Below are 25,818 nucleotides of genomic sequence, written 5' to 3'. Positions count from 1 at the left end.
TGGAAAACCGGTCGGGAAGGGAAACCGGGCGGTGGCAGACTGGGGCCCGTGAGCAGCGACGACACCTCGAACGCCCCCGCCGAGAACCCCGCCGAGACTTCCGCCGACCCGCGCGACGCGGCCCCGCAGTACGTGCTGCCGCTCGTCGTCCGCATCGAGAAGGCCGAACCCCCGGCCCGTACCGACGCGCTGGAGACGGCGGCCCGCGCGGTCCTGGAGATCCTCGCGGACGAGCGGTCGAACGGCGACGGCGAGTGGGCCGGGGCGATCCGCGACTGGCAGGACGCCCGCATCCGCAAGGTGGTCCGGCGGGCCCGCGGCGCGGAGTGGCGGCGCGCCGGTGCGCTGCCCGGCATCACGGTCACCGGGGAGCGCGCCGAGGTCCGGGTCTTCCCGCCGGTCCCCCTGGACGGCTGGCCGAAGGAGCTGATCAAGCTCCAGGTCTCCGGCACCGAACTCGACGACCCGGCCGAGCCGGAGGCCCCCGCTCCTGGCACGGCGGTGCTGTGGCTCAACCCGGAGCTCGACATGTCGGCCGGCAAGACGATGGCCCAGGCCGGGCACGGCGCGCAGCTCGTGTGGTGGCGGCTGTCGGACGCGCAGCGCAAGACGTGGCGCGAGGCGGGCTTCCCGCTGGCGGTGCGGACCGCCCCGTCCGCGGAGCGCTGGGCGGAGCTGACGACGGGTGGGCTGCCGGTCGTCCGGGACGCGGGGTTCACCGAGATCGCGCCGGGCTCCTGCACGGTGGTCGGCGACTTCCCCGGCCTCGACGGCTGAACGTCCGCCGCGCCGGCTGATCATCCGCGTCGACGGCTGAACGCGGGGCCGCGCCCGTACGTACCTCCCCATATCGGCAAGTGGGTTGAACCGCCGCACGGTTGGCGGTTCAGTCTGCGGTGTTGGACTCACCCCGGGAGGCACGCCACAGTGTTGCAACGCGTCAACGGAACGGCTCTCGTCATCGCGGCCCTGGTCGCCACGGTCGGCGCCCTCGCCTTCCCCGTGTGGACCTACGCCGACCGTTCCGGCACCGGCCAGGCCAATCTGGCCGCCTCCTCCGTGCCCACGCAGTGGGGGCCGCTGTCCGCCACCGACCGGGACTTCCTGGTGAAGGTGCGGCTGGCGGGACTGTGGGAGCTGCCGGCCGGCCAGCAGGCCATCGAGCGGGCGCCGAGCCAGGCCATCCGGGACGCCGGCGACCACCTCGTGGTCGGCCACTCCGACCTCGACCGGCGGGCCCGGGACGTGGCCGCCAAGCTGGGCGTCGAGCTGCCGAACCAGCCGACCGAGCAGCAGCAGGGCTGGCTGCGCGAGCTGTCCGCGGCGCGCGGCGAGGAGTACGAGCGGAAGTTCGCGAACCTCCTGCGCAACGCGCACGGCAAGGTGTTCTCGCTGGTCGCCGAGGTGCGGCACACCACCCGCAACACACTGATCCGGCAGCTGGCCAGCGACGCCAACCAGACCGTCCTGGACCACATCACGATGCTGGAGGCCACCGGCCTGGTGGACTTCGACGCCATCGCCAACGAGGCCGCCGGCCGCAAGACGGCCAGCCCGAGCGGCCCGCCGCCGCCGAACGGCAACCTGCCGCCCGCCCCGGCGCCGGTCGTGCCGACCGGCGAGGACCAGTCGTACACCTCGCGCCCCGTGCCCGGCCCGGTGATCAACACCGACCGGCCGTAGGCGCCGCCCGGCGGCCGCATGTGCCACGTCACCGGTCCGAAACCTCAAATCAACCTCTGAACGTCCCGCTGTCCGGATTCGAACGCACTCCGCGGGGCCATCACGTCAGGGACTGAAGGAGGGGGACATGGCGGAACTCGGCATCGGCATCGGCTGGCGACCGGAGATCGCGGACGCGGTGGAGGAGCTGCCCGGCGTCGACTGGGTGGAGGTGGTGGCGGAGAACATCTGCGCCGGCCACCTCCCCGACTCGCTGACCCGGCTCCGCGCGCGGGGCGTCCAGGTCGTCCCGCACGGCGTCTCGCTCGGCCTCGGCGGCGCGGACCGCCCGGACCCGGAGCGGCTCGCGGCGCTGGCGGCCAAGGCCGAGGCGCTCGGCTCGCCGCTGGTGACGGAGCACATCGCGTTCGTCCGCGCCGCCGGCCCGTCGGGGGCCGCGCTGGAGGCGGGCCACCTGCTGCCGGTGCCGCGGACGTGGGACTCCCTCGACGTGCTCTGCGAGAACGTCCGCATCGCGCAGGACGCGCTGCCGGTGCCGCTGGCCCTGGAGAACATCGCCGCGCTGATCTCCTGGCCGGGCGACGAGCTGACCGAGGGACAGTTCCTGGCGGAGCTGGTGGAGCGTACGGGGGTACGGCTCCTCATCGACGTCGCCAACCTGCACACCAACCACGTCAACCGCGGCGAGGACCCGGCGCGGGCGCTCGCCGAACTGCCGCTGGAGGCGCTCGCGTACGTCCACGTCGCGGGTGGCGAGGAGCGCGACGGCGTCTGGCACGACACCCACGCGCACCCGGTGCCGCGCCCGGTCCTCGACGTCCTCGCGGACCTGGCGTCCCGGGTCTCCCCGCCCGGGGTCCTGCTGGAGCGGGACGACGACTTCCCCCCGGCCCACGAGCTCGCCTCCGAGCTGGCGACGATCACCGCCACCGTCCGCACCGCCTCGGTCTCCCGCCGCGAGGAGCCCGCCCGCCCGCTCCTGGTGGGTGCGGGCGCCCGTGTCTCCGGCGGTCCGATGCCGGTGCCGGCCGACGCGGCCCCGGGCGGCGGCGGACGTACGGCGGCGGGCGCCTCGCCCACGGGCGCCGCGCGGTCGGCGGAAGCCGCGCGGCCCGGCGCGCGGGAGCGGGTCGGGCTCGCGCAGGCGGCGCTGCTGTCGGCGCTGGTCGCCGGGACGCCCGCGCCCGAGGGCTTCGACGCGCGGCGGCTGAAGGTGCAGAGCCGCGCCCTGCTGGCCAAGCGCGCCGGGGTCGTCGCCAGGATCGCGCCCGAGCTGAAGGAGATCCTGGGCGCCGAGTACCGGCCGGCGTTCTTCGCGTACGCGGCCTCCCGGCCGATGCCGGGCAGCTACCGGCGCGAGGCGCTCGACTTCGTCGAGCACCTGCTCGTCGCGGGCCGCCCCGCCGACCCTGAGGCCCGCCGCCGGCTCACGTACTGGTGGCAGGACCGGGCGGGCGTCAGGCCCCCGGGCAGGGTCACCCGGTTCATGCGGGCCGCCCGCGAGGCACTGGCCGGAAGGGGACGGCCGTGAACCTGCTCGCCGCACTCCTCTCCCTCGCCGTCCTCGCGAGTCTGGTCCTGCTCATCGTCCGCCTGGCGAACTCCCGCAGAGGCACGGGCGGTTATCTGTACGAGCTGCCGGAGGCGGCCTTCGTCCAGGGCGGCCCGGCCCGCGTGGTGGACTCCGTGCTCGCCGCCATGCACGCCGACGGCGTCATCGGCATCGGCGGGCCCGGCATCGTCGTCCCGCTCGGCCCGGCTCCCCGGCACCCCGTCGAGCAGGCGGTCCTCGCCCAACTGGCCGCCGCCCCGCACGGCGCGCTGCACACCCTGCGGCTCGCGGTCATGCGGCACCCCTCGGTCCAGGAGATCGGCCACCGGCTGGCCGCGCGGGGGCTGCTGGTCGCCCCCGCCGACCGCAGGCGCACGCTCCGGCACGCGGCGGTCCAGGGCTTCGGCTGTTTCGCGATGGTCTTCGTGTCGATCTTCCTCAGCCTGGGCGCCGCGGACTCGGCGGGGATGTCGATCCCCTTCGTCGTGAAGGTGCTGCCCGCCCTGGGGCTCGGCATCGTCAGCGCCCTCGTCTGCGGGGCGATCGCCGCCGGCCGGGTGACCGGGCCCGGTCACCGCGCGCTCCTCGCGTACCGGCAGGAGCACGCGTACCGGACGGATCCCGGGTTCCTGGTCGCGCTGCGCGGACTCGGGGCGCTGCCGGACCCGATGCTCCAGGCGCAGTTGCTGACGGCGGCCCGGATGCCCCGGACGACCGGGGACACCGGTTCCTCGTCCCCGGACGGCGACGACGACGCGGCCGCCGTGTGGTGCGCGGGGATCAGCGGCGGCGGGGGCGGCTGCGGAGGCGGCGGGGGCGGTGGAGGCGCGGCCTGCTCCAGCGGCTCGACCTGCTCCTCCAGCAGTTCGTCGTGCTCGTCCTCGTCCAGCGGTTCGAGCTGCTCGTCCAGCAGCAGCAGTTCGAGCTGCGGGAGTTCGAGCTCCAGCTGACGCGCGAGCCCCGGTCGGCCCCAGGGGAAAGCCCGGCCGGCCCCACCGGGAAAAGACGGCGGGTGCGACGCGCAGAGAACTGCGCGCCGCACCCGGAGCCGGACCCGGTGTCGCTGGAGCGGTGGACGATGCCCCGTCCGCCGTCTGATCTTCCGGGTCAACGGGCGGCGGCCCGGCTGGGAGCCGGGCCGCCACCAGGTTCGTACGACGGTCAGGCCAGGCCCGCCACCAGATCGGCCACGCTCTTGCGGCGGCCGGTGAAGAACGGCACCTCCTCGCGGACGTGCATCCGCGCCTCGGAGGCGCGCAGGTGGCGCATCAGGTCGACGATCCGGTACAGCTCGTCGGCCTCGAAGGCCAGGATCCACTCGTAGTCGCCGAGCGAGAACGAGGCGACCGTGTTGGCCCGGACGTCCGGGTAGCCGCGGGCCATCTTGCCGTGGTCCGCCAGCATCCGGCGGCGGTCCTCGTCCGGCAGCAGGTACCAGTCGTAGGAGCGCACGAAGGGGTAGACCGAGACGTAGTCGCGCGGCGTCTCGTCGGCCAGGAAGGCCGGGATGTGCGACTTGTTGAACTCGGCGGGGCGGTGCAGCGCCATGTTCGACCACACCGGCTCCAGAGCGCGGCCCAGCTTGGTGCGGCGGAAGAGGTTGTACGCGTCCTGGAGCTCGTCCGAGGTCTCGGCGTGCCACCAGATCATGACGTCCGCGTCGGCGCGCAGGCCGGACACGTCGTACGTGCCGCGGACGGTGATGTCCTTGGCCGCGAGCTGGTCGAACAGCTCCTGGACCTCGTCGGCCCAGCCGGCCCGGTCCTCGGGGAGAACGTCGCGCAGCTTGAAGACGGACCACAGGGTGTAGCGGATGACCTCGTTGAGGTCCTTCGCCTTCTTACCGGCGTTCGGGATCTTTTCGGGCGCACTCATGCGTCCATTCTCGCCCGTCACGGACAGTGCCCCGCACCGGGGTCGGTGGTTTCCGGCGTGGCGATGATCTCGTCGGCGGCGCGGCGGGCCGAGGCGACGCAGGCGGGGATGCCGACGCCGTCGTACACGGCGCCCGCGACGCGCAGCCCGGGCAGCTTCGCGACGGCGGCGCGGATCCGGGCGACGCGGGCGAGATGGCCGACGGGGTACTGCGGCAGGCCGCCGATCCAGCGGGTCACCGTGGCGGCGACCGGCGGGGCGGTGAGGCCGACGGCGGTGCGCAGGTCGGCGCGGGAGGCGTCGACGAGTTCGGCGTCGTCGCGGTCGAGCTGCTCCTCCTCGCCGTGCCGGCCGAGGGAGGTGCGCAGGACGAACAGGTCGGGGGCGGCGTCGGCGACCCAGCTCCACTTCTGGGTGGAGAAGGTGGACGCCTTGACGGCGCGGCCGTCGACGGGCGGGACGAGGAAGCCGGAGCCGGGCAGGCCGGTGACGGCGGCGCGCCGGAACGCGAGGGTGACCAGGGCCATGGAGGCGTACTCGACGGCGCCGAGCTCGGCGGAGGCGGCCGGGGACTCGGCGGCGAGCAGTGCGGCGGCGGCCCAGGCGGGGGCGGCGAGGACGACGCCGTCGGCGTGCAGGACCTCGCCGGCGGCGACGATCCGCCAGCGCTGGGCGTTCCCGTCCTGGACGCGGCGGAGCCCGGTGACCGGCGCGTGGGTGCGGATCTCGCCACCGGCGGCGCGGATCGCGTCGGCGACCGCGCCGGGCAGCAGGCCGATGCCGCCGGCGAGGCCGGCGAAGGCGGAGCCGCCGAGGCCGGTGGCTCCGCCGGCGACGTCGGCGGGGGTGGTCGCGCCGGCCCGCTGGACGGCGCGGACGGCGTCGGTGAGGGTGCCGTGGGCGCGGGCCTCCTCGAAGAGCTTCGGCACGGCGGCGCGCATCGAGATCCGGTACGCGTCGCCCGCGTACACCCCGCCGAGGAGCGGTTCGACGAGCCGGTCGACGACCTCGCGGCCCATGCGCTCGGCGACGTACGCGCCGATGGCGACGTCCTCGCCGAGGTCGGCCGGCGGCAGTGCGCGGTCCCGCTCGACCCGGCGCAGGCCCTCCGCGGACAGCAGCCCGGCCAGGGCGGCCGCGTCACCCGGCACGCCCATGACGTGGCCCTTGGGCATCGGCCGGAGCGCGTCCCGGGTCCACACGGAGGCGGTCGTGGTGGCGGGCGCGAGGATCCGCTCGCCGAGGCCCACGGCGCGGGCCAGGTCCAGGGCCTCGGGGCGGCGGGCGAGCAGCGACTCGGCGCCGAGGTCGACGGGCGCCCCGGCGATCTCCCCGGTCAGCAGTTTGCCGCCGACCCGGTCGGCGCCCTCCAGGAGCGTCACCCGCAGACCGGCGCCGGCGAGCCGGTGCGCGGCGGCCAGTCCGGCGATGCCGCCGCCCACGACGACGACATGGCGTCCGGCGGGCGCGGAGGCGCTCGTGGATGTGTCCGCGTTCATGCCCCCACTCTCTCAAAGGCCCGTACGGCGGTGGACGCGGCCCCTGGACGGCGCGGTCACGATCCGAGTCCGGAACGTGACCGCATCGCGACCGGGAAAGGGCAACCCGCGCCCCCGGCCCGCACGTCGAAGAGGCATCATCCGCCACTTCCCCGGGGGGGAAACCGATGCGCAGAACACGGATCGTCGCGGCGGCGCTGCTCGCCGCCTCGCTGGCCCTGGCGGGCTGCGGCGCGAACGACGAGAGCGCCATGTCCGCGGACGACAAGGGCCTGACGGCCCGACAGGACGCCGAGAAGGGGAAGGGGGGCGCGGCGGACCTGGCGTCGTCGGCCCCCGGAGAGCCCGGCGGGTCCGGCGCCTCCGGTGCTTCCGGTGCGCAGAAGCCGGGCGGCAAGGGCCCGGCGAGCGTGCCGCGTCAGCACGTCGTGCGGACGGCGGAACTGCACGTCGAGGTCGCCGACGCCGCCAAGGCGCTGGCCGCGGCCAAGGGCGTCGTGGAACGGGCCGGCGGACACGTCGCCGACGAGACGACCGAGCGGGTGGACGACAGCCGGATCACCTCGCAGGTGGTGCTGCGCGTCCCGCAGGAGTCGTACGACTCCGTGCTCGCCCAGCTGTCCGGCGCGGGCCGGCTGCTGTCCCGGAAGGCGGACGCGAAGGACGTCACCGACCAGGTGGTGGACGTCGAGAGCCGGATCGCGACGCAGCGGGCGAGCGTGCAGCGGGTGCGCGAGCTGATGGACCGGGCGACGGCGCTGAGCGATGTGGTCAGCCTGGAGGGCGAACTGAGCCGCCGTCAGGCGGATCTGGAGTCGCTGCTGGCGCAGCAGGCCTCGCTGAAGGACCGGACGTCGCTGGCGACGATCACGCTGGGCCTGACCGAGCCGGAGAAGCCCGGAAAGCCGGAGGCGGACGACCGGCCCGGCATCCTGGAGGCGCTGGCCGGCGGCTGGGACGCGCTGGTGACCTCCCTGGCCTGGCTGGGCGTCGTCCTGGCGGCCCTCGCCCCGTGGCTGGGCCTGCTGGCCCTGCTGTACGTGGTGTGGCGCACCCTGCTCCGCCCGCGCCTGCGCGGCCGCCGGGCGGCTTCGGTCCGCCCGGGTCCGGCGCGGAACGCCCCGGCCTGGCCGGCGACACCGGTGCCGGCCCAGCGCCCCGACGAAGCCCCCGCCCGGGAGCCTCACGAGGACTGAACCCTTCGGCCGGCCGGTCGGCAGGCGGTGGCGGCCGGCCGGTCGGCAGGCGGTGGCGGCGCCCGGTCGGCAGGCGGTGGCGGCGCCCGGTCGGCAGGGGGGTGGCGGCCGGCCGGGGGAGGCCGGGCGGCCGTTCGGGCCGTGGGGTGACCCGAGCGGACCAGTGACCTCGTGTGACGGTTTGCGGTCGTACCGTCACCGTGCGCCACTGGTCACATGATCAGACACACAGCGCGCGCCCTCTGCGCCGCCACTCTCGTCATCGCCCCGCTCGCCCTGACCGCGACGCCCGCCCACGCGGTGACCTCGTGCACGGTCAACGGCTCCCCCCGCACCCCCGACCCGATGACCCACACGATCTTCGGCACGGCGGGCTCCGACAACATCCGCTGCACCACGGTCGACGCCGGCGACACGGTGAACGGCCTCGGCGGCAACGACTACATCGTCGTCTCCGGCGCCGTGAACGGCGACGTGGCCGGCGGCGACGGCTCCGACTACATCGTGACCGGCACGGTCTTCGGCGCCGTCGCGGGCGGCAACGGAAGCGACTACATCCAGACGGGAGCCGTCGCGGGCGGCCTCGTCACCGGCGAGGCCGGCAACGACGTCCTGCGCACCGGCGGCAACATGGGCGTGGTCGACGGCGGCATCGGCTGGGACTCCTGCCGCACGGCCGGCGGCGCGCCGCCGGTCAACTGCGAGGGATGATCCCGAACGGACGGCCCGTGAGCCCGAGGCTCAGCGGGCCGTCCGCGTGTGGACGTACTCCACCAGGCGCGTGAGCGCGTCCGGGTCGGTCGTCGGCAGCACCCCGTGACCGAGGTTGAACACGTGACCCTCGAGCCCGCTCGCGGCGGCCAGGACCTCGTCCGTCTTGGCCGCCACGGCCTCCGGGGTGGAGAACAGCACGGCCGGGTCCAGATTGCCCTGGAGCGCCTTGCCGGGGCCGACGCGGCGGGCGGCCTCGTCCAGCGGGACGCGCCAGTCGACGCCGACGACGTCCGCGCCCGCCTCGCCCATGAGGCCGAGCAGCTCGCCGGTGCCCACGCCGAAGTGGATCCGCGGCACGCCGTACGAGGCGACCGCGTCGAAGACCTTCGTCGAGGCCGGCATCACAGAACGGCGGTAGTCGGCCGGGGCGAGCGCACCCACCCAGGAGTCGAAGAGCTGCACGGCGGAGGCGCCGGCCTCGATCTGGACCTTCAGGAAGGCCGAGGTGATCTCGGCGAGCCGGTCGAGCAGGTCGGCCCACAGCTGCGGGTCGCCGTACATGAGCGCCTTGGTGTGCTCGTGATTGCGGGACGGACCGCCCTCGACGAGGTAGCTCGCGAGGGTGAAAGGCGCGCCGGCGAAACCGATGAGGGGGGTACCGCCGAGCTCCTCGGTGAGCATCCCGATCGCCTCGGTGACGTACGAGACGTCCTCGGGGGTCAGATCGCGCAGCCGGGCCAGGTCCTCGCGGCGGCGGATCGGCTCGGCGACGACCGGTCCGACGCCCGGCTTGATGTCGAGGTCGACGCCGATGGCCTTCAGCGGCACCACGATGTCGCTGAAGAAGATCGCCGCGTCCACCTTGTGCCGGCGCACCGGCTGCAGCGTGATCTCGGTGACCAGCTCGGGCCGCATGCACGACTCGAGCATGGGGATGCCCTCGCGGACCTTGAGGTACTCGGGCAGGGAGCGCCCCGCCTGCCGCATGAACCAGACCGGGGTGTGCGGCACGGGTTCACGGCGGCACGCCTTCAGGAAGGCGGAGTCATGCGTCTTCGTCTGCTGGCCCGAGGGGCTTCCGTTGGCACTCACGCCCAGAATCTTCGCATGTGCGCGGAAGCCGCCCGCGCGGGCCGGGTGTCCCTCCCTGCGCGAGGGCCCCGTTCCGCCTACTCTTCCCCGCATGGCTGCGGCTCAGGGACATTCTTCCGATCATTCCGACGGCGTGGACGGGACGGGCGGCACGGGACGCGAACCCGTGCCGCCCGCCTTCCGCAGGGCGGTCGACGGACTGCGTTCGGCACGGCTGAGGCCGGAGATCGAGATCGATCCGACGCGGCCGCCGCAGCGTCTGGCCCCGTTCGCATACGCACTGGAGGCGGCGGTCGTGGCGGGCGGCGAGGACCTGGCGGACGGCCGGCTGGTGCTGCTGCACGACCCGGCCGGGCACGAGGCCTGGCAGGGGAACTTCCGGCTGGTGACGCTCGTGCGGGCGGAGCTGGAGCCGGAGATGGCGGCGGACCCGCTGCTGCCGGAGGTCTGCTGGTCGTGGCTGACCGGGGCCCTGGAGGCGCGCGGCCTCGGGTACGGGGAGGCGAGCGGGACGGTCACGCAGGCCGGTTCGCACTACTTCGGCGGGCTGGCGGACCGGCGGCCGGCCAGTCAGATCGAGATCCGGGCCTCGTGGACGCCGCGCGAGGGTCTGAGCGGGGCGCCGGACACGGGCTCGCACCTGGCCGCCTGGTGCGATCTGCTGTGCCAGGTCGGGGGGCTGCCGCCGTCGCCGCTGGGGCTGACGGAGGGCGGGGCGGGGACGGCTCCGGGCGCGGGCGTGGTGTCGCTGCCGCAGCGGCGGGGGCCGCAGCAGGCCTGACATCCGCTTTTCGGCGCGCCGGTGCGGGAGCGCTCCCGTACCGGCTCACTCGTAGGATGATCGATCGCGTGTCCGAATTGCCCGGAATGTTACTCACCAAATCGTGATCTTTCTCTAAAGGCGGGCGGCCGAACTGCCGAAGAGTTCCATGACCCCTCACGCAGGAGTCCCACCCCCGGCTTCTTCCCCGAGCCGGCTCCGTCCCGCACCTTCCCCCAGGAGGCCTGGTGTCCGTTCTCCTCGAGCAGCCCGCAAGCCTGGTCGCCTACCGCCCGAACAAGCCGACGGCCATGGTCGTCGTGGCCGACCCCCGCGTCCGCTCCACCGTCACCCGCCACCTCTGGGCGCTCGGCGTGCGCGACGTCATCGAGGCGTCGTCCATCGCGGAGGCCCGTCCCCGCGTCGGCAGCCCGCGCGACATCTGCGTGGCCGACGTCCACCTGCCCGACGGTTCCGGGCTCACCCTGCTGTCCGAGACCCGCGCGGCGGGCTGGCCCAACGGGCTGGCCCTCTCCGCGGCCGACGACATCGGCGCCGTGCGCAACGCCCTCGCCGGCGGTGTGAAGGGCTACGTGGTCACCGGAACCCGTACCAACATCGGCCACCCGACCCGCCCCGGCGCCGCCCCCATCGGCGCCGCGGCCGCCCGTATGCACCGCCGCCCCCCGGGCGCCCCGAGCCACCCGGGCGGTTACCGCGAGCTCTCCGGCCGTGAGGTCGAGGTGCTCCGGCTGGTCGCGGAGGGCCAGTCCAACAAGGCCATCGGCGTCTCGATGGGCCTGTCCGCCCTGACCGTGAAGAGCCACCTCGCCCGGATCGCGCGCAAGCTCGGCACGGGCGACCGCGCGGGCATGGTCGCCGTGGCCCTGCGCACCGGCATCATCCACTGACGCCCGTACGGCCTGCCGCGCCCGTCGACGGAACGTTCCGTCGGCGGGCGGCGTCCGTTCACGGATACCCTTGACGGGTGACCGACGCCCAAGAGACCGCAGCAGACACCGCACTGCGCACCACCGGGGGCGGCCCCCCGGACGCCGATGTCCCTGCGAACGGGCTGCCGACCCCGCTTCTGGTGCCCCGTGAGGGCGTTCCCCCCGTGGTGGCGACCGAGGACGCGCTCGCCGAGGTGATCGCCGCCTTCGCCGCCGGCCGCGGCCCCGTGGCGGTCGACGCCGAGCGGGCCTCCGGATACCGGTACGGCCAGCGGGCCTATCTCGTCCAGCTGCGCCGCGAGGGCGCCGGCACGGCGCTGATCGACCCGGTGGGCTGTCCCGACCTCTCCGGGCTCGGCGCGGCGCTCGACGGCGTCGAGTGGATCCTGCACGCCGCCACCCAGGACCTGCCCTGCCTGCGCGAGATAGGCATGGTGCCGTCCTCGCTGTTCGACACCGAGCTGGCCGGGCGGCTCGCGGGCTTCCCGCGGGTCGGGCTCGGCGCCATGGTCGAGAGCGTCCTGGGCTACGCCCTGGAGAAGGGCCACTCCGCCGTGGACTGGTCCACCCGCCCGCTGCCCGAGCCCTGGCTCCGGTACGCCGCGCTGGACGTCGAGCTGCTCGTCGACCTGCGTGACGCACTGGAGAAGGAGCTGGACCGGCAGGGCAAGCTGGAGTGGGCCCACCAGGAGTTCGACGCGATCGCCTCGGCCCCGCCCGCCCCGCCGCGCAAGGACCCCTGGCGGCGCACCTCCGGCATGCACAAGGTCCGCCGCCGTCGGCAGATGGCGGTGGTACAGGAGCTGTGGACGGCCCGCGACGCGGTGGCGCAGCGGCGCGACGTCTCGCCGGGCAAGGTCCTGAGCGACGCGGCGATCGTCGAGGCGGCCCTCGCGGTGCCGGTGAACGTGCAGGCCCTGGCCGCGCTGCCGGGCTTCGGGCACCGGATGGGCCGGCGGCAGCTGGAGCAGTGGCAGGCGGCGGTGGACCGGGCGCGGGCGCTGCCCGACGCGCGGCTGCCCCAGCCCGGTGCCGCGGCCGCGGGTCCGCCCCCTCCGCGCGCCTGGGCGGACAAGGACCCGGCCGCCGCGGCCCGCCTCTCGGCGGCGCGCGCCTCGGTGTCGGCGCTCGCGGAGCAGCTGAACCTGCCCCAGGAGAACCTGATCACCCCGGACACGGTGCGCCGGGTCTGCTGGGAGCCCCCGGCCGACGGCGACGTGGCGGCCGCGCTGCGCGGCCACGGCGCGCGCCCGTGGCAGGTGGAGCTGGTGACCCCGCTGCTGGTCACGGCTCTGCAGGCGACGGCGTGATGGTCCCGGACCGTGACGGAAAGGCCCTCGGCACTCGGTGCCGGGGGCCTTTCCGCACCGCCCGGCCGGGTGACGTCGCACCACTCGGCCGTGTGACCTTCGCCGCTCCCGGCCGTGGGACTGTGCAGCTTGGTTACCCGTAAGTAGCATGGGGGGAGCAAGCGCACGCTTAGGCGTGTGCCGCAGCAGTGCCATCCCGCACCCTGGAGGAGAGCCATCGTGCCTCGTACCGTCAGGGACGTCGTCTTCGTCGACGGCGTCCGCACCCCGTTCGGCAAGGCGGGCCCGAAGGGCATCTACCACGAGACCCGCGCCGACGACCTCGTCGTGAAGGCCATCCGGGAGCTGCTGCGCCGCAACCCGGACCTCGACCCCGCGAAGATCGACGAGGTCGCCATCGCCGCGACCACGCAGATCGGCGACCAGGGTCTGACGATCGGCCGCACCGCCGGCATCCTCGCCGGTCTGCCGCAGTCGGTTCCGGGCTACTCGATCGACCGCATGTGCGCCGGCGCCCTGACGGCGGTCACCTCCGTCGCCGGCTCCGTGGCCTTCGGCGCGTACGACATCGCCGTCGCCGGCGGTGTCGAGCACATGGGCCGTCACCCGATGGGCGAGGGCGTCGACCCGAACCCGCGCTTCGTGTCCGAGAAGCTCGTCGACGAGTCCGCCCTGTTCATGGGCATGACCGCCGAGAACCTGCACGACCGCTACCCGACCATCACCAAGGAGCGCGCCGACGCCTACGCCGTCCGCTCCCAGGAGAAGGCGGCCAAGGCGTACGCGAACGGCAAGATCCAGCAGGACCTGGTCCCGATCTCCGTCCGCCGCACCAACGCCGACGCCGGCGAGACCGGCTGGGGCCTGGTCACCGCCGACGAGCCGATGCGTCCGGGCACCACCATGGAGAGCCTGGCCGGCCTCAAGACGCCGTTCCGCGTCCACGGCCGCGTCACCGCCGGCAACGCCGCGGGCCTGAACGACGGCGCCACCGCCTCGCTCATCGCCTCCGAGGACTTCGCCCGCGCCAACAACCTGCCGGTCAAGATGCGCCTGGTCTCGTACGCCTTCGCCGGCGTCGAGCCCGAGGTCATGGGCTACGGCCCGATCCCGGCCACCGAGAAGGCCCTCGCCCAGGCCGGCCTGTCGATCTCCGACATCGGCCTGTTCGAGATCAACGAGGCCTTCGCCGTCCAGGTCCTCGCGTTCCTGGAGCACTACGGCATCGCCGACGACGACGCGCGCGTCAACCAGTACGGCGGCGCCATCGCCTTCGGTCACCCGCTGGCCTCCTCCGGCGTCCGTCTGATGACGCAGCTGGCCCGCCAGTTCGAGGAGCAGCCGGAGGTCCGCTACGGCCTCACCACGATGTGCGTCGGCTTCGGCATGGGCGCCACCGTGATCTGGGAGAACCCGCACCACAAGGACGCCGGAGGCAACAAGTGACCACCACCGCTGAGCTCCTGAAGGGCGCGGCCGAGCTGTTCCCGGACGAGGTCGTCACCTCCGCCCACGTGCGGCACTTCGAGCTGCCGTTCGGCGCGGGCCGCTTCGCCCTGATCACGCTGGACAACGGCTTCGACCACACCAAGCCGACCACCTTCGGCCCCCAGTCGCTCGCCAACCTGAACACGGCGATCGACCAGGTCGAGGCCGAGGCCGCGAACGGCGAGATCGTCGCCGTCGGTCTGACCGGCAAGCCGTTCATCTTCGCCGTCGGCGCCGACCTCAAGGGCGTCGAGCTGCTGAAGAAGCACGAGGAGGCCCTGGCCATCGGCAAGGGCGGCCACGACGTCTTCAAGCGTCTCTCGGCCCTCGCCGTCCCGACCTTCGCGTACTACAACGGCGCGGCCATGGGCGGCGGCGTCGAGGCCGGCCTGCACTGCACCTACCGCACGGTGTCCAAGGCGCTGCCGGCGTTCTCGCTCCCCGAGGTCTTCCTCGGCCTCGTCCCGGGCTGGGGCGGCTGCACGATCCTGCCGAACCTGATCGGCGCGGAGAAGGCCGTCCAGGTCATCATCGAGAACTCGCTGAACCAGAACCGCCAGCTCAAGGGCAAGCAGGTCTTCGAGCTCGGCATCGCCGACGCGATCTTCGAGGGCGCGGACTTCCTGGAGCAGTCGCTGCTGTGGACCGCGCGGGTCCTCAAGGGCGACATCACCGTGGAGCGCCCGGAGATCGACCGCGGCGAGGCCTGGGACCAGGCCGTCGCCAAGGGCCGCTTCGTCGCCGACTCCAAGGTGCACGGCGCCGCTCCGGCCGCCTACCGTGCCCTCGACATCATCGAGGCGTCCAAGGACGGCGACCTGCAGAAGGGCTTCGACGCCGAGGACCAGGCCCTCGCGGACCTGATCATGGGCGGCGAGCTCCGCTCCGGCATCTACGCCTTCAACCTGGTGCAGAAGCGCGGCAAGCGCCCGGCCGGCGCGCCGGACAAGTCGCTGGCCCGCCCGGTGACCAAGGTCGGCGTGGTCGGCGCGGGCCTGATGGCCTCGCAGCTCGCCCTGCTGTTCCTGCGCCGCCTCGAGGTGCCGGTGGTCCTCACCGACATCGACCAGGAGCGCGTCGACAAGGGCGTGGGCTACGTCCACGGCGAGATCGACAAGCTGCTCGGCAAGGGCCGCATCAACCAGGACAAGGCCAACCGCCTCAAGGCGCTGGTCACCGGTGTCCTGGACAAGGCCGTCGGCTTCGCGGACGCGGACTTCATCATCGAGGCCGTGTTCGAGGAGATGAGCGTCAAGCAGAAGGTGTTCGCGGAGGTCGAGGCGGTCGCCCCGGCGCACGCGATCCTCGCCACCAACACCTCCTCGCTGTCGGTGTCGGAGATGGCCTCCAAGCTCCAGCACCCCGAGCGGGTCGTGGGCTTCCACTTCTTCAACCCGGTCGCGGTCCTCCCGCTGCTCGAGATCGTGCGCGGCGAGAAGACCGACGACGCCTCCCTGGCCACGGCGTTCGCCGTCGCCAAGAAGCTGAAGAAGACGGGCGTGCTGACGAAGGACGCCCCGGCGTTCGTCGTGAACCGCATCCTGACCCGCTTCATGGGCGAGATCCAGAACGTCATCGACGAGGGCACCCCGGTGGCCACGGCGGAGAAGGCGGTGGAGCCCCTCGGCCTGCCGATGTCCCCGCTGGTCCTCCTGGAGCTCGTCGGCCCGGCGATCGGCCTGCACGTCTCCGAGACCCTGAACCGCGCCTTCCCGGAGCGCTTCAAGGTCTCCCCCAACCTGAAGGCGGTCGTCGAGGCCGGCAAGCGCGGCTTCTACGTGTACGACTCCGGCAAGCCGGAGCTGGACCCGGAGGTCGCCGCCCTCCTGAAGCAGGGCGACGTCGTCCTGACGGAGGAGCAGGTCCGCGACCGCGTCCTGGACGCGGTGGCGCAGGAGATCGGCCTGATGCTGGAGGAGGGTGTCGTCGCCGAGGCGCAGGACATCGACCTCTGCCTGATCACGGGCGCGGGCTGGCCCTTCCACCTGGGCGGCATCACGCCGTACCTGGACCGCGAGGGCGTCTCGGAGCGCGTCAACGGCAAGCGCTTCCTCGCCCCGGGCGTGGCGAGCGTGCCGGCGTAAGGCGCCGACCGTCACTCTGACACCGGCGGCGTCCGTCCTCGTACCGAGGGCGGGCGCCGCCGGCGGTGCGTCCGGCGGCGGACGTCGGGTGACGGATGACGGATGACGGACAATCGGATGATGCAGCCGCCCCGGAGATCCCCCGATGCCCGTGTCCGCCGACGCGCTGCGGCGGTGCTCGCCGCACTGGCCGTCGTCACCGCGCTGCTGTGGGCCACGCTCGGACGGGAGACACCGCGGGCCGAGCCCGCCGAACTCACCGTGCTGAACTGGAACGTCTGCGGGGAGGCCGGCGGTCGGCGGGGCGAGCCGGGCTACTGCCCCCTGCGGAACCGGCCTGACCGGAAGGTGGCCGCGATCCGGGACCTGGCGACCCGGCACGACGCGGACGTGATCACCCTCCAGGAGGTCTGCGGTGGCGCGGCAGGGAGTCATCTGGCGCTCCTGGAGGAGGCGTTGGGCTCCGGCTGGACCGTCGTACGGGCCCGGGGCACGCGGCCGGACGGCAGCGCGGAGTGCCGGGGCGGGCTGCGGGGGACGCTCGGGCTCGGCATCGCCGTACGCGGAAAGGTGACGTCCTCGTCGGCCGTCGACACGCTCTCGGACGGAGCCGCCGCGCCGGGCGCGCACGTCAAGCCGCTGTTGTGCGTGGACGTCGAGGGCCGGCCGTACCGCGTGTGCACCACGCACCTGCTGCCGGGCTCCGACGAGCGCGGCCGGGCGCAGGCGGCGCGGATCGCCCGCCACGCCTCACCCGACGGCCGGCCGTACGTCCTGACCGGCGACTTCAACCGCGACTCCGCGTCGTCTCAGCTCGCGCCCCTGACCGGAGTCCTCGACGAGTGCCCGGCGCTGCGGGACCGGCCCACCCATCACGCCTGGAACAGAAACCGGCGCACCCACGGGTTCCGCACCCTCGACCACGTCTTCGCCGGCCCGCGAACGGGCGGAGCCACCGCCGAGTTCCTCTCCTGCGGGGTGGACGCCACGCACATGGACACCACGCCGAACGAACCGCACAGCGGCCCGGCCGGCGGCCTCTCCGACCACGCGCCGGTGCACGCGACGATCAGATTCGGCCGGTGACTCCGGAGCCGCCTACCAGCGCCCGGCGAACGGGAGGTGCTCGCACTTCTCCGCACACTCGTGGCGCGCCGCGAGGGCGGACTGCCGGAGCCAGTTCTCCTCCGGAAGGCCGTGGACCCGGATCGTCAGCGTGGCCGGCGCCGAGTGGATGGCGCTGAAGATCGAGACGAACTGCAGCTGGTACGTGCCGTGCTTCCAGTCGTGCGGGTGGGTGAACTTCCACGTGCCGTCCTCCTGCACGGGGGCCTGGCCGATGAGCCGGCCGCCCTCCAGGACGGAGACCTTCTTGACGCCCTTCTCGGCGGAACCCGAGAACCGCGGCCGGGGCCCGGTCCAGGCACCCTCCTTGGGCCCGGCGACCACGGGCGGCAGGACGAAGGTCTTCACGGTGAAGCGCACGGCGGCCACGGGCGACACGCCCTGAGGGGTGTGGCCGACGGCCTGGAGCTCGTGCTCGCCCTCGGTCCAGTTGAGCACCCGGCGCCAGGTCCACTTGCCCTCGGCGTTGACGCGGGTCCCGCCGATGTAGCCGCCGTTCTCGAAGAACAGCATGTACGACGTGCCCGGCTCGGCCGTCCCGGAGAACTTGTGCATCGCCCCGACCACCCGGTGGGGCCCCGGGGAGGCGATGACCGGCGCGGCACCGGCGCGGACCTCGCTGTAGAGGGCGAACTCCGGCTTCTCGACGGTGAACTCCTCCAGCGGGGGCGGGAACTCGGCCCCCACCTGGACGCGCTCGGGCTCGACGATGCCCCGGGGAAGGAGCGGGGAGTTGTAGAGGGAGATGGCGACCATGCGGGCCACCTCGCGCGCGCCGACCTCGTTGAAGTGCGAGGAGTCGATCATGCCCTCGGGGTGGTTCGGGTGCTCCCCGGCGTCCGTCCAGCGGAAGTACCGCCGGGCACGCTGCGGACCGAGGTCGTGCAGCAGCTGCATGGTGAACGCGTTCATGTCGACGAGCGGCGACTCGGTCTCTGCGGCGACCTCCCGCATCCACTGCGGGTACTCGTCGCGCGTGTGGGAGACGCTGCCGTCGGCCTCGAAGGCGCACCGGGCGGCCGGGGTCACGAGTACCGGGACGGCGCCCTCGCCACGAATCCGCTCGATGTAGACGCGCAGGAACTCCTGGAACTCGCGCGGACCGTGGTAGCGCTGCGGGTTGTCGATCCGCTGCTCCACGCCGCCGAAGTTGATCAGCACGACGTCGCCCGGATCCAGCATGTTGAGCAGGGTCGCGAAGCGGTCGTTGAAGTAGCCCCGCAGCGTCATGGCGTCGCGCGCGTAGTTGCGCACCTCGTGATACGCCGTCATGAACTCGCCGAGGTACTGACCCCAGCCGGCGAGCGGCGCTTCCTTCGCGGTCCGCGAGGCGGCCACGGAGTTTCCGATGATGCAGATCTTGCTCACGTCTTCTCCTCAGTCGTACGGGACGGCCCGGCCGGCCGGGTCACAGCGGCCACTCGGGCAGTCGGCCGGCGTGGTAGCGCTGGTTGCGCGGCGACCCGTACTCGAACTGGCCCGCGATCGGGAAGTAGCTCGGCAGGAACGCGGCGAGGATCGCGTCCTGCTCGTCCGCCGGCACGTCCCCGTCGTGGAAGTCGTTCAGGCAGAACACGTCGTTGGGGCGGCTGATCAGGAGCCGGTTGAGGCGCGCCCGGTGCTCGCTCAGGCCCACGTTCACGAAGCCGCACGAGATCGGTCCGGGCACGGACCGGCCGGTGTGGAAGCCGTAGTAGTGGTGCAGCGAGGAGGCGATGGAGACGTCGGTGTGGCTGCGCAGCCGGCTGGCGGCGGTGCCGGCGACCCAGTCGGGGTACGCGCGGGACAGGTCCTCCATGACGCTGCGCCGCAGGGCGTACGGGGCGTGCAGGAACGCGTGGGTGAGCACCTGGCCGAAGCTCTCGTAGATCAGCGCCCGGTTGTTCTTGGCGGCGCTGATGTTGAAGTCGTCCTCGGTGTTCGGCGGCAGCATCGGGATCGCGGTCGGCGACTGGAAGTGCTTCGCCTGGCCGTTGGCCGAGAAGAACTGGCTCGGCTGGACGGTGCGGCCGATGAAGAAGTCGTCGTTGAAGTACAGGAAGTGTTCCGAGAGACCCTGGATGTTGTGCAGCTGGCTCTCGATGGCGTGCGAGTTGAACGTGGGCAGCGCGCCGCGGTCGCCGAAGATCTCGGTGTGGTCGACGACCCGGATGCGGTGGTGCGACTGGTCCAGCCAGGCCGGGGCCTGGCGGTCCGTCACGATGTAGATGTTCCGGATCCAGGGCGCGTACATGTCGATGGAGCGGAGCGAGTACCGCAGTTCGTCCCGGCTGCGGAACCGGGCCGCGCTCGCCGCCGCGTCGACGGTCTCCAGGCCGAGCTGGGACAGGACCTGGTTCTTGCGCTCCAGCCAGGCGACGTCCGAGCCGTCGACCCACGTGTAGACGGCGTCGACGGGGAACGCCACGTCGCCGTGCAACGGGTGCGCGTACGGCGTGATGGTCGGGTAGACGCGGCCGGAGTGGGTGACCGAGGCCGGGGTCATCGCGGCCTGCGGGATCCGGTCGCCGATGAGGGTCCGGGCCGGGGAGACGAAGGTGGTCGGCTCCTCCGGGTCGCTCTCCCAGAAGGAGACGGTGCAGCCGTACACCGCTCCGAAGCGGATGGTGCGGGACACGGACACCACGCTCTGGTACACCCGCAGCGCGGCGCAGGGCTGGTCGGCGACCCGGCCGACGAGCCCGGCGAGCACCGTGCTCTTGGCGTCCTGCCGTTCGTTGAGCAGCGCCACGTACACCGCGTCCTGGCGGTACTTCTCGGCGAGGGCCTTGAAGACCGCCTCGCGGTAGGAGGCGTGGACCGCGACCGTCTGCCGGATCATCGTGTCGCGGACGACCAGGTACGGGATGTCGGCGCTCTCCAGCGCGTCGGCCGCGAGCGCGAGATTGGCGTGGACGACGTCGAACGGGGACTCCGAGTCGGTGACACGGCAGAGCTGTCCGCCGTCCCGGACGAGCGAGGGCACCCGCTTGGCGATCTGCTGTTCCAGGCTGCGCTGTTCGCCGCTGCGCAGCTGGCTCGACGGAGCGGGCGTGGCCGGGGTGGCTCCGCCCTGGAGTCCGCTGGTGACCGCGTGGATGGCCTGACGGTCGGCCTTCGCCGCCGCGCGGACCCCGCGGTCCCGGTCGTCGACGAGGGCCTGGAAGATCGATTCCCACCGGGCGGTGATGACGTCCGGGGCGAAGCGGGCGATCGAGGCGTGGGCGGCGGCGCCCATGCGGTGCCGCAGCTCCCGGTCCGACATGAGCCGGCCGAGCTGGACGGCGAGGGCGTCGACGTCATTGGGCGGGACGAGAATGCCCGACTCGCCGTCGACGATGATCTCGCTCGGGCCGTTGGGGCAGTCGTACGAGACGATCGGCACGCCGGCCGCCTGGGCCTCCATGAGGACCAGCGGGAAGGCCTCGTTGCGGGAGGTCATCAGGGAGATGCTGGACTTGGCCCACTCCTCCGCGAGGTGCGGGGAGTTGCCGTTGAGCTGGACGGAGTCGTGCAGGCCCAGCTGGGTGATCTGTCGGCGCAGGGCTCCGCTCAGCGGGCCGTCGCCGAAGATCCGCAGGGTCCAGTCCGGGTGGTAGGGGACGACCTGCGCCCAGGCGTTGATGGCGTGGTCGATCTGCTTCTCGCCGACGAGCCGACCGGCCATCACGACCGTGCGGGTCTCCAGCGTGGACCGGGGCCGGAAGCCGGCGGGCAGGGCGTTGGGGACGACGTCGATCCGGGGCGCGCTCATGCCGAGGGTCTCGGCGAACCAGTCGCGGGTCCGGCCGCTGAGCACGGCCAGGGCGTCGAGCTGCGCGGCGTAGCGCAGCAGCGGCTCGCCGCTGGTACCGCGCAGTTCGGAGACGCGGTGCTCCTGGTGCAGCGTGATCACGTCCGCCGGGGACAGCTGCACCGCGAGGGCCATCAGGGCCGGGGTGGTGGTGATGAGGATGTCGGTGTCGGTGTGCTGGAGGTACAGCTCCAGTTCGAGGTCGGACAGCCGGTTGAAGGCCGCCTCCCAGGCGCGGTCGACGAGCGCGCTGGGCTGGGCGCTCAGCTCGGCGTAGACGGAGTCGGCGAGGTCGGTGCGGCGCGTCGGGCGCTGCACCGGGCCGGTCATGTCGACGAGGTAGTCGACGCGGACGCGCTCGTCGAGCGGGAAGAACAGCTCCGGCTTGCTCCGGAAGACGCTCAGGACCCGTACGTCGTGGCGGCCGGCCAGCTCCGCGGCCTGATTGAACACCGCCCGCTCCGTGCCTCCGACGGCGTCCGCGGTGGTCAGGAGAAAAGTGATCTTCATTCAGTGTCTCCGCCCGGCTTCGGGCATGCGGCTGCAGGTGATGCGGAAGTTGCCGGCAGCGGTGTATCGGGGGTGCACGATCAGCGGGGTCCGGCCGCTCGGGGCGACGACGGTCTCCTTGATCGCGAAGACGCGCAGCGGGTTGCGCACGTCGTGCAGCCGGCGGCCGAAGCGCAGCGGCCGGACGCCGGAGGCGCGGAGCACGACGTCCCAGTGGTCGGTCGCGCGGCGCAGCTCCATCCGCTCCAGCGGGACGACGACGCGCCAGGTGGCGGGGCCGACCTGTTCGAGCGGGCACTCGATCCGGCGGTTCTTCTCCTTGAACTCGGCCCACGGCTCGTGGACCTCGGCGCCGAGGACGCGGACGTCGACGACGAGCCCGGAGTGGGAGAGGTCGACCCGGGCGATCTCCGCCGCGGGCCTGGCCTCCGAGGTGACCAGCCGGGCGTTGCCCGTGACGGTGCGGCCGATGCGGTGCCGGTCGCCGGTGATCGGGGAGGCCGTCATGGGCTTGGTCGGGCCGCCGTACGGAACGGGCGGCTCGACCAGCAGCAGCGGCAGTCGCCGCGTACGGCGCCGGTGGTGCAGCAGCAGGTGCAGCTTCCACCGGCCGGTGTCGACCGGGACGCCCCCGACCTCGTCGCCGAGCAGCACGGCGGCGTCCATGAGAAGCGTGCCGTCGCGGTCCTCGTACACCCGGGCGGGCACGTGGTGGCGCCGGCGCAGTCCGCGGCGCAGCCGGATCTCCGCCTCCTGCGGCAGAGCCTCGGAGGTCGGGAGCTCGGCGTGCAGGTTCATGGTCTGGCCGTCCAGCACGGCGGCGTAGCGCAGCCTGGCCACGCGCCGGCGGCGCGCGGGCAGGAAGAACCGCTGCATGAGCCAGGCCCTGCGGGCGGCTGCCTGTTCGACGAGCCGGCCTCGGAGCAGGCCGAGCCGGTGGCGTACCGATGTCATGACTGCGCGCCTTCCAGCTCTGCGAGCCGACGGGTGGGGAGCGATCCGGCGCCGGGCAGCTCGTACGGGCTCGGGACCGGGAAGTAGCTGTCGAGGAACCGCTGCACCATCCGGGCCTGGGCGTCGGTGTCCTCGGGGACCACGGTGTCGTTGATGCAGAAGGTGTCGAAGTCGCGGCGGGCGGTCAGCCGGTCGAGACGCTGCTGGGCGGCCTTGTCGCCGATGTCGATGTACACGTAGCGGAGGTCGCCCACGGTCGCCCGCGCCGACTGGTACGCGTAGTAGTGGTGCAGCGAGGACGCGATCGGGATGTCCTGCGGCGAACGGAACCGCGAGTGCTGCGTCACGCGGTGGGCTCGCTCGTAGGTCTGCTCGATCTCGGCGAGCACGCTCTTGCGGAGGGCGTGCGGGGTGTGCTTCATCTTCTGGGAGATGACGACGCCGAACTGCTGGGCGATCAGCCCGCGGCTGTTCTTGCCCGCGGCGTTCACCGGCAGGTCGTCGGGGGCCAGCCGGCCCGACGGGATGAGCGCCTTCGACATGAAGAACTTCGTCAGCCCGTTGGGGTGGAAGAACTGCTTCACGGACGTCGGGCGGCCGAAGAAGACGTCGTCGTTGAGGTAGAGGAAGTGCTCCGAGAGGTCCTCGATGTGGTGCAGCTGGCTCTCGATGGCGTGCGAGTTGAACGTGGGCAGGGCGGTGGGGTCCGAGAAGATCTCCCGGTGGTCCACGACCCGCAGCCCGGGGTACTCGGTGTTCAGCCAGCCGGGGACCTGTCCCGCGGTGACGAGGAAGATGTTCCGGACCCACGGCGCGTACTGGTGGATGGAGCGCAGCGAGTACCGCAGCTCGTCGCGGCTGGTGAAGCGGGCGTCGTTGGCGGCCTGCTCGTGCAGCGGGCTGCCGCCGGTGCCGTCGACGCCGCGCCGGGTCTCCTCCTTGGCCGCCCGCCACACGGGATCCGCGTCGTCGACCCAGGTGTAGACGACGTCGACGTGGAACTGGTGGTCCTCGGGCAGCGGCACGGTGAACTCGGGCAGCGTGCGGGCGTGGCCGGTGGTGTAGAGCAGGGGGACGGGGCTGAAGAGCTTCTGCTCGGCCCAGCGCGCGTCCGCGTCGACCGGGACCTCGGTGACCACGCTGTTGGGGCGGGGGGCCACCAGCTGCCCGTTCTGCTCGTTCCAGAACTCCAGTTCGCAGCCGGACTCCGCGCCGAACACCAGGTGGGTGGTGGGGTCGCAGACGTTCCACGCGAGGCGCAGCACGGAGGCGGAGCGCAGCCGGCGCCAGGTCGACGGCAGGCCGCCGGGGCGCATCTGGCGCCCGGAGACGTCGCCGACGTAGCCGGGATTGCGACCGAAGCCGATCTGGAGCATCTCCTCGACGTCGTCGCGGAACCGGGCCGGGACGGCCACGCAGGGCAGGTTCCGGCCGGTGCCGCGGACGCAGAAGTACGCGATGTCGGACTCTTCGAGCAGCGCGACGAGCAGGTGCAGGTTGCGGGCCCGCGCCGCCCACTCGGTGATCCCGGGAACCTCCACGGCGCGCATGTGCTTGCCGCCCACGCGGACGACGCGGAGCAGCGCCCGCGCGCTGTGCCGCGCCCGGGTGCGCCGGCCGCCGAGCGCGCGGACGACGAAGGCGGAGCGGACGGAGTCGAAACCGGCCAGTGCACGCATGACCGCCTGGCGCATGGGCCTGGGAACTCGGCGCACGATGCGTCGCCGCGCCCTGACGGGCAGCAGTGAACGGTACGTGGAAACAAGCGCACTGGCCTCAGCGTTGTTGAGGCTCGCCACAGTACTGCTGCACCATCCCAACCACCGGCCGTCCTCCGACAGCCGGTTCCCGAACCGCACCACGACTTCACGGCTCGCGGACCCCCAGGTCGCAAGCTCTGCTTTCCCCCGCCGAACAGTTCGCCGTCGTCCGTTCGGAACCTGCCGCCGTCCTGAACTCGTGTTCGGAGCCCGAACGCAGCCACTAGATCTTCACACCCCGGCCACCCCGCGTTCAATCGGGGCCGACGTTTCACCCGGGTCCGTTATGCACCTGGAATGAACGGACGACCGCAACGTGACCCAGGTGTGAGGAGCGACACAAAGCTCCTGGTCAGAGTTGGACCGGGCGCTCCATCGCCAGCCCCGCCTCGGGCTTCTGCCGCGCGACGCGGACCCTCCCGTCGTCGCCGAGCCAGGCGAGCACCACTCGCCCGTACGCGTCGACGGCGAGGGCGGGATCGCCCGTACCGTGCTCGCCGAGCGGCGACCACCACATCCCGGCGCCCTCGTACTCCGTGCCGCAGACCCCGACGACCACCTGCCCGTCCGGGCCGCGATGGGCCAGCACCGTGCAGTCGTAGCCGTCGAGAAGGGCGCGGAGCGCCGCGATCCGCCCGTCGGCCGCCCGGCCGCCGAGCGGGATCATCCAGCCCCCGGGGCGGTGGGCCATCAGCCCGCCCCCGGCCGCGTCGGTCCAGAAGTACGTGATGCTGCCCGGCGCGGTCTCGAGGGCCGTCAGGCTGCGCGGCGCGGCCGCGAGGTGGATGTTCGGGGTGCGCTGCATCTCCCCGTCGGGCTCCGTCTGCCACCAGCGCATGGCGGGCCCCTGGCCCGGGGCGAGCAGTTCGATGCGCCCCTCCGCACCGGTCACGGCGGCGAAACCGTCCTGGGCCTTGTTGCCCCGGATGTCCTTCCACAACCCCCACTTGCCCCGGGGCGCGTCGGTCCTCATGGTGACGCCGCCGCCGGCGTTGCGCAGGAAGACGTACAGGCCGCCCGATCCGCTCACCGCGGCGACCGGCTCCCCGATCCTGCGCCCGACTTCGGGGTCCTTGTACGGGTTGCCGGCCGAGTGCCAGGGCCCCAGGGGCCGGCCCGTCTGGTACTGCACGGCGTGGACGATGTCGACGACGGGCACCCCGTCCGACGGGCGCACCCTCTCCCGCCGTCCCACGAAATGCGCGTAGCCGTCGGGCCCCTGCGCCACGGAGAGCCGGGACACCTCGGGCGCGGGAAGGAGGTCGGGCCCGGTCCACTCCGGGCCGCCCGGCCGCTCCTCGGTCCAGCGCAGCAGCCCCTCGCGGCCGAGGGCGTACGCGGTGAGCCGGCCGTCGCGGCCGCGCAGGAGCCAGCGGCCGTCGACGGTGCCGACGGCCGACGGGCGCCCCGGTATGCCGCTGTCCTCCAGGAGGCGCCGTTCCTGGCCACCCCCTCTGGCCCTCCGTGCCACGCGGTACTCCTCTTCTCGCT

The 25,818-nt window shown here is 73.2% G+C and carries 20 protein-coding genes; 12 read left to right on the top strand and 8 right to left on the bottom strand.

The window, feature by feature from the left end; all coding sequences use genetic code 11:
• Positions 1 to 48 precede the first annotated feature (48 nt).
• The 4 genes from ACNJ93_RS24910 (at position 49) to ACNJ93_RS24895 (ending at position 4,185) form a co-directional block, all read left to right on the top strand.
• Positions 49 to 777 (top strand): peptidyl-tRNA hydrolase, encoded by a 729-nt coding sequence (locus ACNJ93_RS24910; RefSeq protein WP_418959660.1) that lies wholly within the window; start codon positions 49 to 51, stop codon positions 775 to 777.
• Positions 778 to 930: 153 nt separating this feature from the next.
• Positions 931 to 1,683, top strand: coding sequence for a DUF4142 domain-containing protein (locus tag ACNJ93_RS24905; RefSeq protein ID WP_418961516.1), 753 nt, complete (start codon positions 931 to 933; stop codon positions 1,681 to 1,683).
• Positions 1,684 to 1,810: 127 nt separating this feature from the next.
• Positions 1,811 to 3,214, top strand: coding sequence for a DUF692 domain-containing protein (locus tag ACNJ93_RS24900; protein WP_418959659.1), 1,404 nt, complete (start codon positions 1,811 to 1,813; stop codon positions 3,212 to 3,214).
• Positions 3,211 to 4,185 carry a TIGR04222 domain-containing membrane protein gene (locus ACNJ93_RS24895; RefSeq protein ID WP_418959658.1) on the top strand — a complete coding sequence of 325 codons (975 nt, stop codon included), beginning with the start codon at positions 3,211 to 3,213 and terminating at the stop codon, positions 4,183 to 4,185. Before ACNJ93_RS24900 ends, ACNJ93_RS24895 begins: the two co-directional genes overlap by 4 nt.
• A gap of 211 nt (positions 4,186 to 4,396) precedes the next feature.
• Here the strand turns inward: ACNJ93_RS24895 and hemQ are convergent, their stop codons facing one another.
• Together hemQ and hemG are read right to left on the bottom strand one after the other, a co-directional pair.
• Positions 4,397 to 5,110, bottom strand: a complete 714-nt coding sequence (gene hemQ, locus ACNJ93_RS24890; RefSeq protein WP_418959657.1) for a hydrogen peroxide-dependent heme synthase — start codon at positions 5,108 to 5,110, stop codon at positions 4,397 to 4,399.
• 17 nt (positions 5,111 to 5,127) lie between these two features.
• On the bottom strand, positions 5,128 to 6,609 hold the full coding sequence (gene hemG, locus ACNJ93_RS24885) for a protoporphyrinogen oxidase (RefSeq protein WP_418959656.1): 1,482 nt from the start codon (positions 6,607 to 6,609) through the stop codon (positions 5,128 to 5,130).
• A gap of 167 nt (positions 6,610 to 6,776) precedes the next feature.
• Here hemG and ACNJ93_RS24880 point away from each other — a divergent pair, with 167 nt between their 5' ends.
• Positions 6,777 to 7,805 carry a DUF4349 domain-containing protein gene (locus ACNJ93_RS24880; protein WP_418959655.1) on the top strand — a complete coding sequence of 343 codons (1,029 nt, stop codon included), beginning with the start codon at positions 6,777 to 6,779 and terminating at the stop codon, positions 7,803 to 7,805.
• A gap of 216 nt (positions 7,806 to 8,021) precedes the next feature.
• Positions 8,022 to 8,516, top strand: a complete 495-nt coding sequence (locus tag ACNJ93_RS24875; RefSeq protein ID WP_418959654.1) for a hypothetical protein — start codon at positions 8,022 to 8,024, stop codon at positions 8,514 to 8,516.
• Between the two features lie 30 nt (positions 8,517 to 8,546).
• Here ACNJ93_RS24875 and hemE read toward each other — a convergent pair whose 3' ends face one another.
• Positions 8,547 to 9,611: a uroporphyrinogen decarboxylase gene (hemE, locus tag ACNJ93_RS24870; protein ID WP_418959653.1), complete on the bottom strand. Its 1,065-nt coding sequence runs from the start codon at positions 9,609 to 9,611 to the stop codon at positions 8,547 to 8,549.
• Positions 9,612 to 9,702: 91 nt separating this feature from the next.
• On the opposite strand from hemE, the gene ACNJ93_RS24865 reads away from it, so the two are divergent.
• The 6 genes from ACNJ93_RS24865 to ACNJ93_RS24840 all read left to right on the top strand — a co-directional run bounded on the left by ACNJ93_RS24865 (position 9,703) and on the right by ACNJ93_RS24840 (position 17,292).
• The gene (locus ACNJ93_RS24865; protein ID WP_418959652.1) at positions 9,703 to 10,392 is read left to right on the top strand and encodes a DUF3000 domain-containing protein; all 690 of its coding nucleotides are present in this window, start codon (positions 9,703 to 9,705) and stop codon (positions 10,390 to 10,392) included.
• A gap of 227 nt (positions 10,393 to 10,619) precedes the next feature.
• On the top strand, positions 10,620 to 11,282 hold the full coding sequence (locus ACNJ93_RS24860) for a LuxR C-terminal-related transcriptional regulator (RefSeq protein ID WP_418959651.1): 663 nt from the start codon (positions 10,620 to 10,622) through the stop codon (positions 11,280 to 11,282).
• Between the two features lie 77 nt (positions 11,283 to 11,359).
• Positions 11,360 to 12,634 carry an HRDC domain-containing protein gene (locus ACNJ93_RS24855; protein WP_418959650.1) on the top strand — a complete coding sequence of 425 codons (1,275 nt, stop codon included), beginning with the start codon at positions 11,360 to 11,362 and terminating at the stop codon, positions 12,632 to 12,634.
• A gap of 219 nt (positions 12,635 to 12,853) precedes the next feature.
• Positions 12,854 to 14,080, top strand: a complete 1,227-nt coding sequence (locus ACNJ93_RS24850) for a thiolase family protein (protein ID WP_418959649.1) — start codon at positions 12,854 to 12,856, stop codon at positions 14,078 to 14,080.
• A complete protein-coding gene (locus ACNJ93_RS24845; RefSeq protein ID WP_418959648.1) occupies positions 14,077 to 16,206 on the top strand; it encodes a 3-hydroxyacyl-CoA dehydrogenase NAD-binding domain-containing protein in 2,130 nt (709 codons plus the stop codon). Before ACNJ93_RS24850 ends, ACNJ93_RS24845 begins: the two co-directional genes overlap by 4 nt.
• Positions 16,207 to 16,380: 174 nt before the next feature.
• Entirely contained in the window at positions 16,381 to 17,292 is a 912-nt protein-coding gene (locus ACNJ93_RS24840; protein ID WP_418959647.1) for an endonuclease/exonuclease/phosphatase family protein, read from the top strand.
• Between the two features lie 12 nt (positions 17,293 to 17,304).
• On the opposite strand, the gene ACNJ93_RS24835 is transcribed toward ACNJ93_RS24840, so the two are convergent.
• The 5 genes from ACNJ93_RS24835 to ACNJ93_RS24815 all read right to left on the bottom strand — a co-directional run bounded on the left by ACNJ93_RS24835 (position 17,305) and on the right by ACNJ93_RS24815 (position 25,798).
• Positions 17,305 to 18,699: an Ig-like domain-containing protein gene (locus ACNJ93_RS24835; protein ID WP_418959646.1), complete on the bottom strand. Its 1,395-nt coding sequence runs from the start codon at positions 18,697 to 18,699 to the stop codon at positions 17,305 to 17,307.
• A gap of 40 nt (positions 18,700 to 18,739) precedes the next feature.
• Complete coding sequence (locus ACNJ93_RS24830; RefSeq protein WP_418959645.1) at positions 18,740 to 21,613, bottom strand: stealth conserved region 3 domain-containing protein; 2,874 nt, start codon at positions 21,611 to 21,613, stop codon at positions 18,740 to 18,742.
• Positions 21,614 to 22,567: a hypothetical protein gene (locus ACNJ93_RS24825; protein ID WP_418959644.1), complete on the bottom strand. Its 954-nt coding sequence runs from the start codon at positions 22,565 to 22,567 to the stop codon at positions 21,614 to 21,616.
• Positions 22,564 to 24,246 (bottom strand): stealth family protein, encoded by a 1,683-nt coding sequence (locus ACNJ93_RS24820; RefSeq protein WP_418959643.1) that lies wholly within the window; start codon positions 24,244 to 24,246, stop codon positions 22,564 to 22,566. Before ACNJ93_RS24820 ends, ACNJ93_RS24825 begins: the two co-directional genes overlap by 4 nt.
• Before the next feature lie 433 nt (positions 24,247 to 24,679).
• Positions 24,680 to 25,798: a hypothetical protein gene (locus ACNJ93_RS24815; RefSeq protein WP_418959642.1), complete on the bottom strand. Its 1,119-nt coding sequence runs from the start codon at positions 25,796 to 25,798 to the stop codon at positions 24,680 to 24,682.
• Positions 25,799 to 25,818 lie beyond the last annotated feature (20 nt).

This window comes from Streptomyces tritici (assembly GCF_048500665.1).
Lineage (GTDB): Bacteria > Actinomycetota > Actinomycetes > Streptomycetales > Streptomycetaceae > Streptomyces > Streptomyces tritici.
The sequence above is the reverse complement of the archived record's forward strand: the minus strand, read 5'-3'. Positions and strand labels throughout refer to the sequence as shown.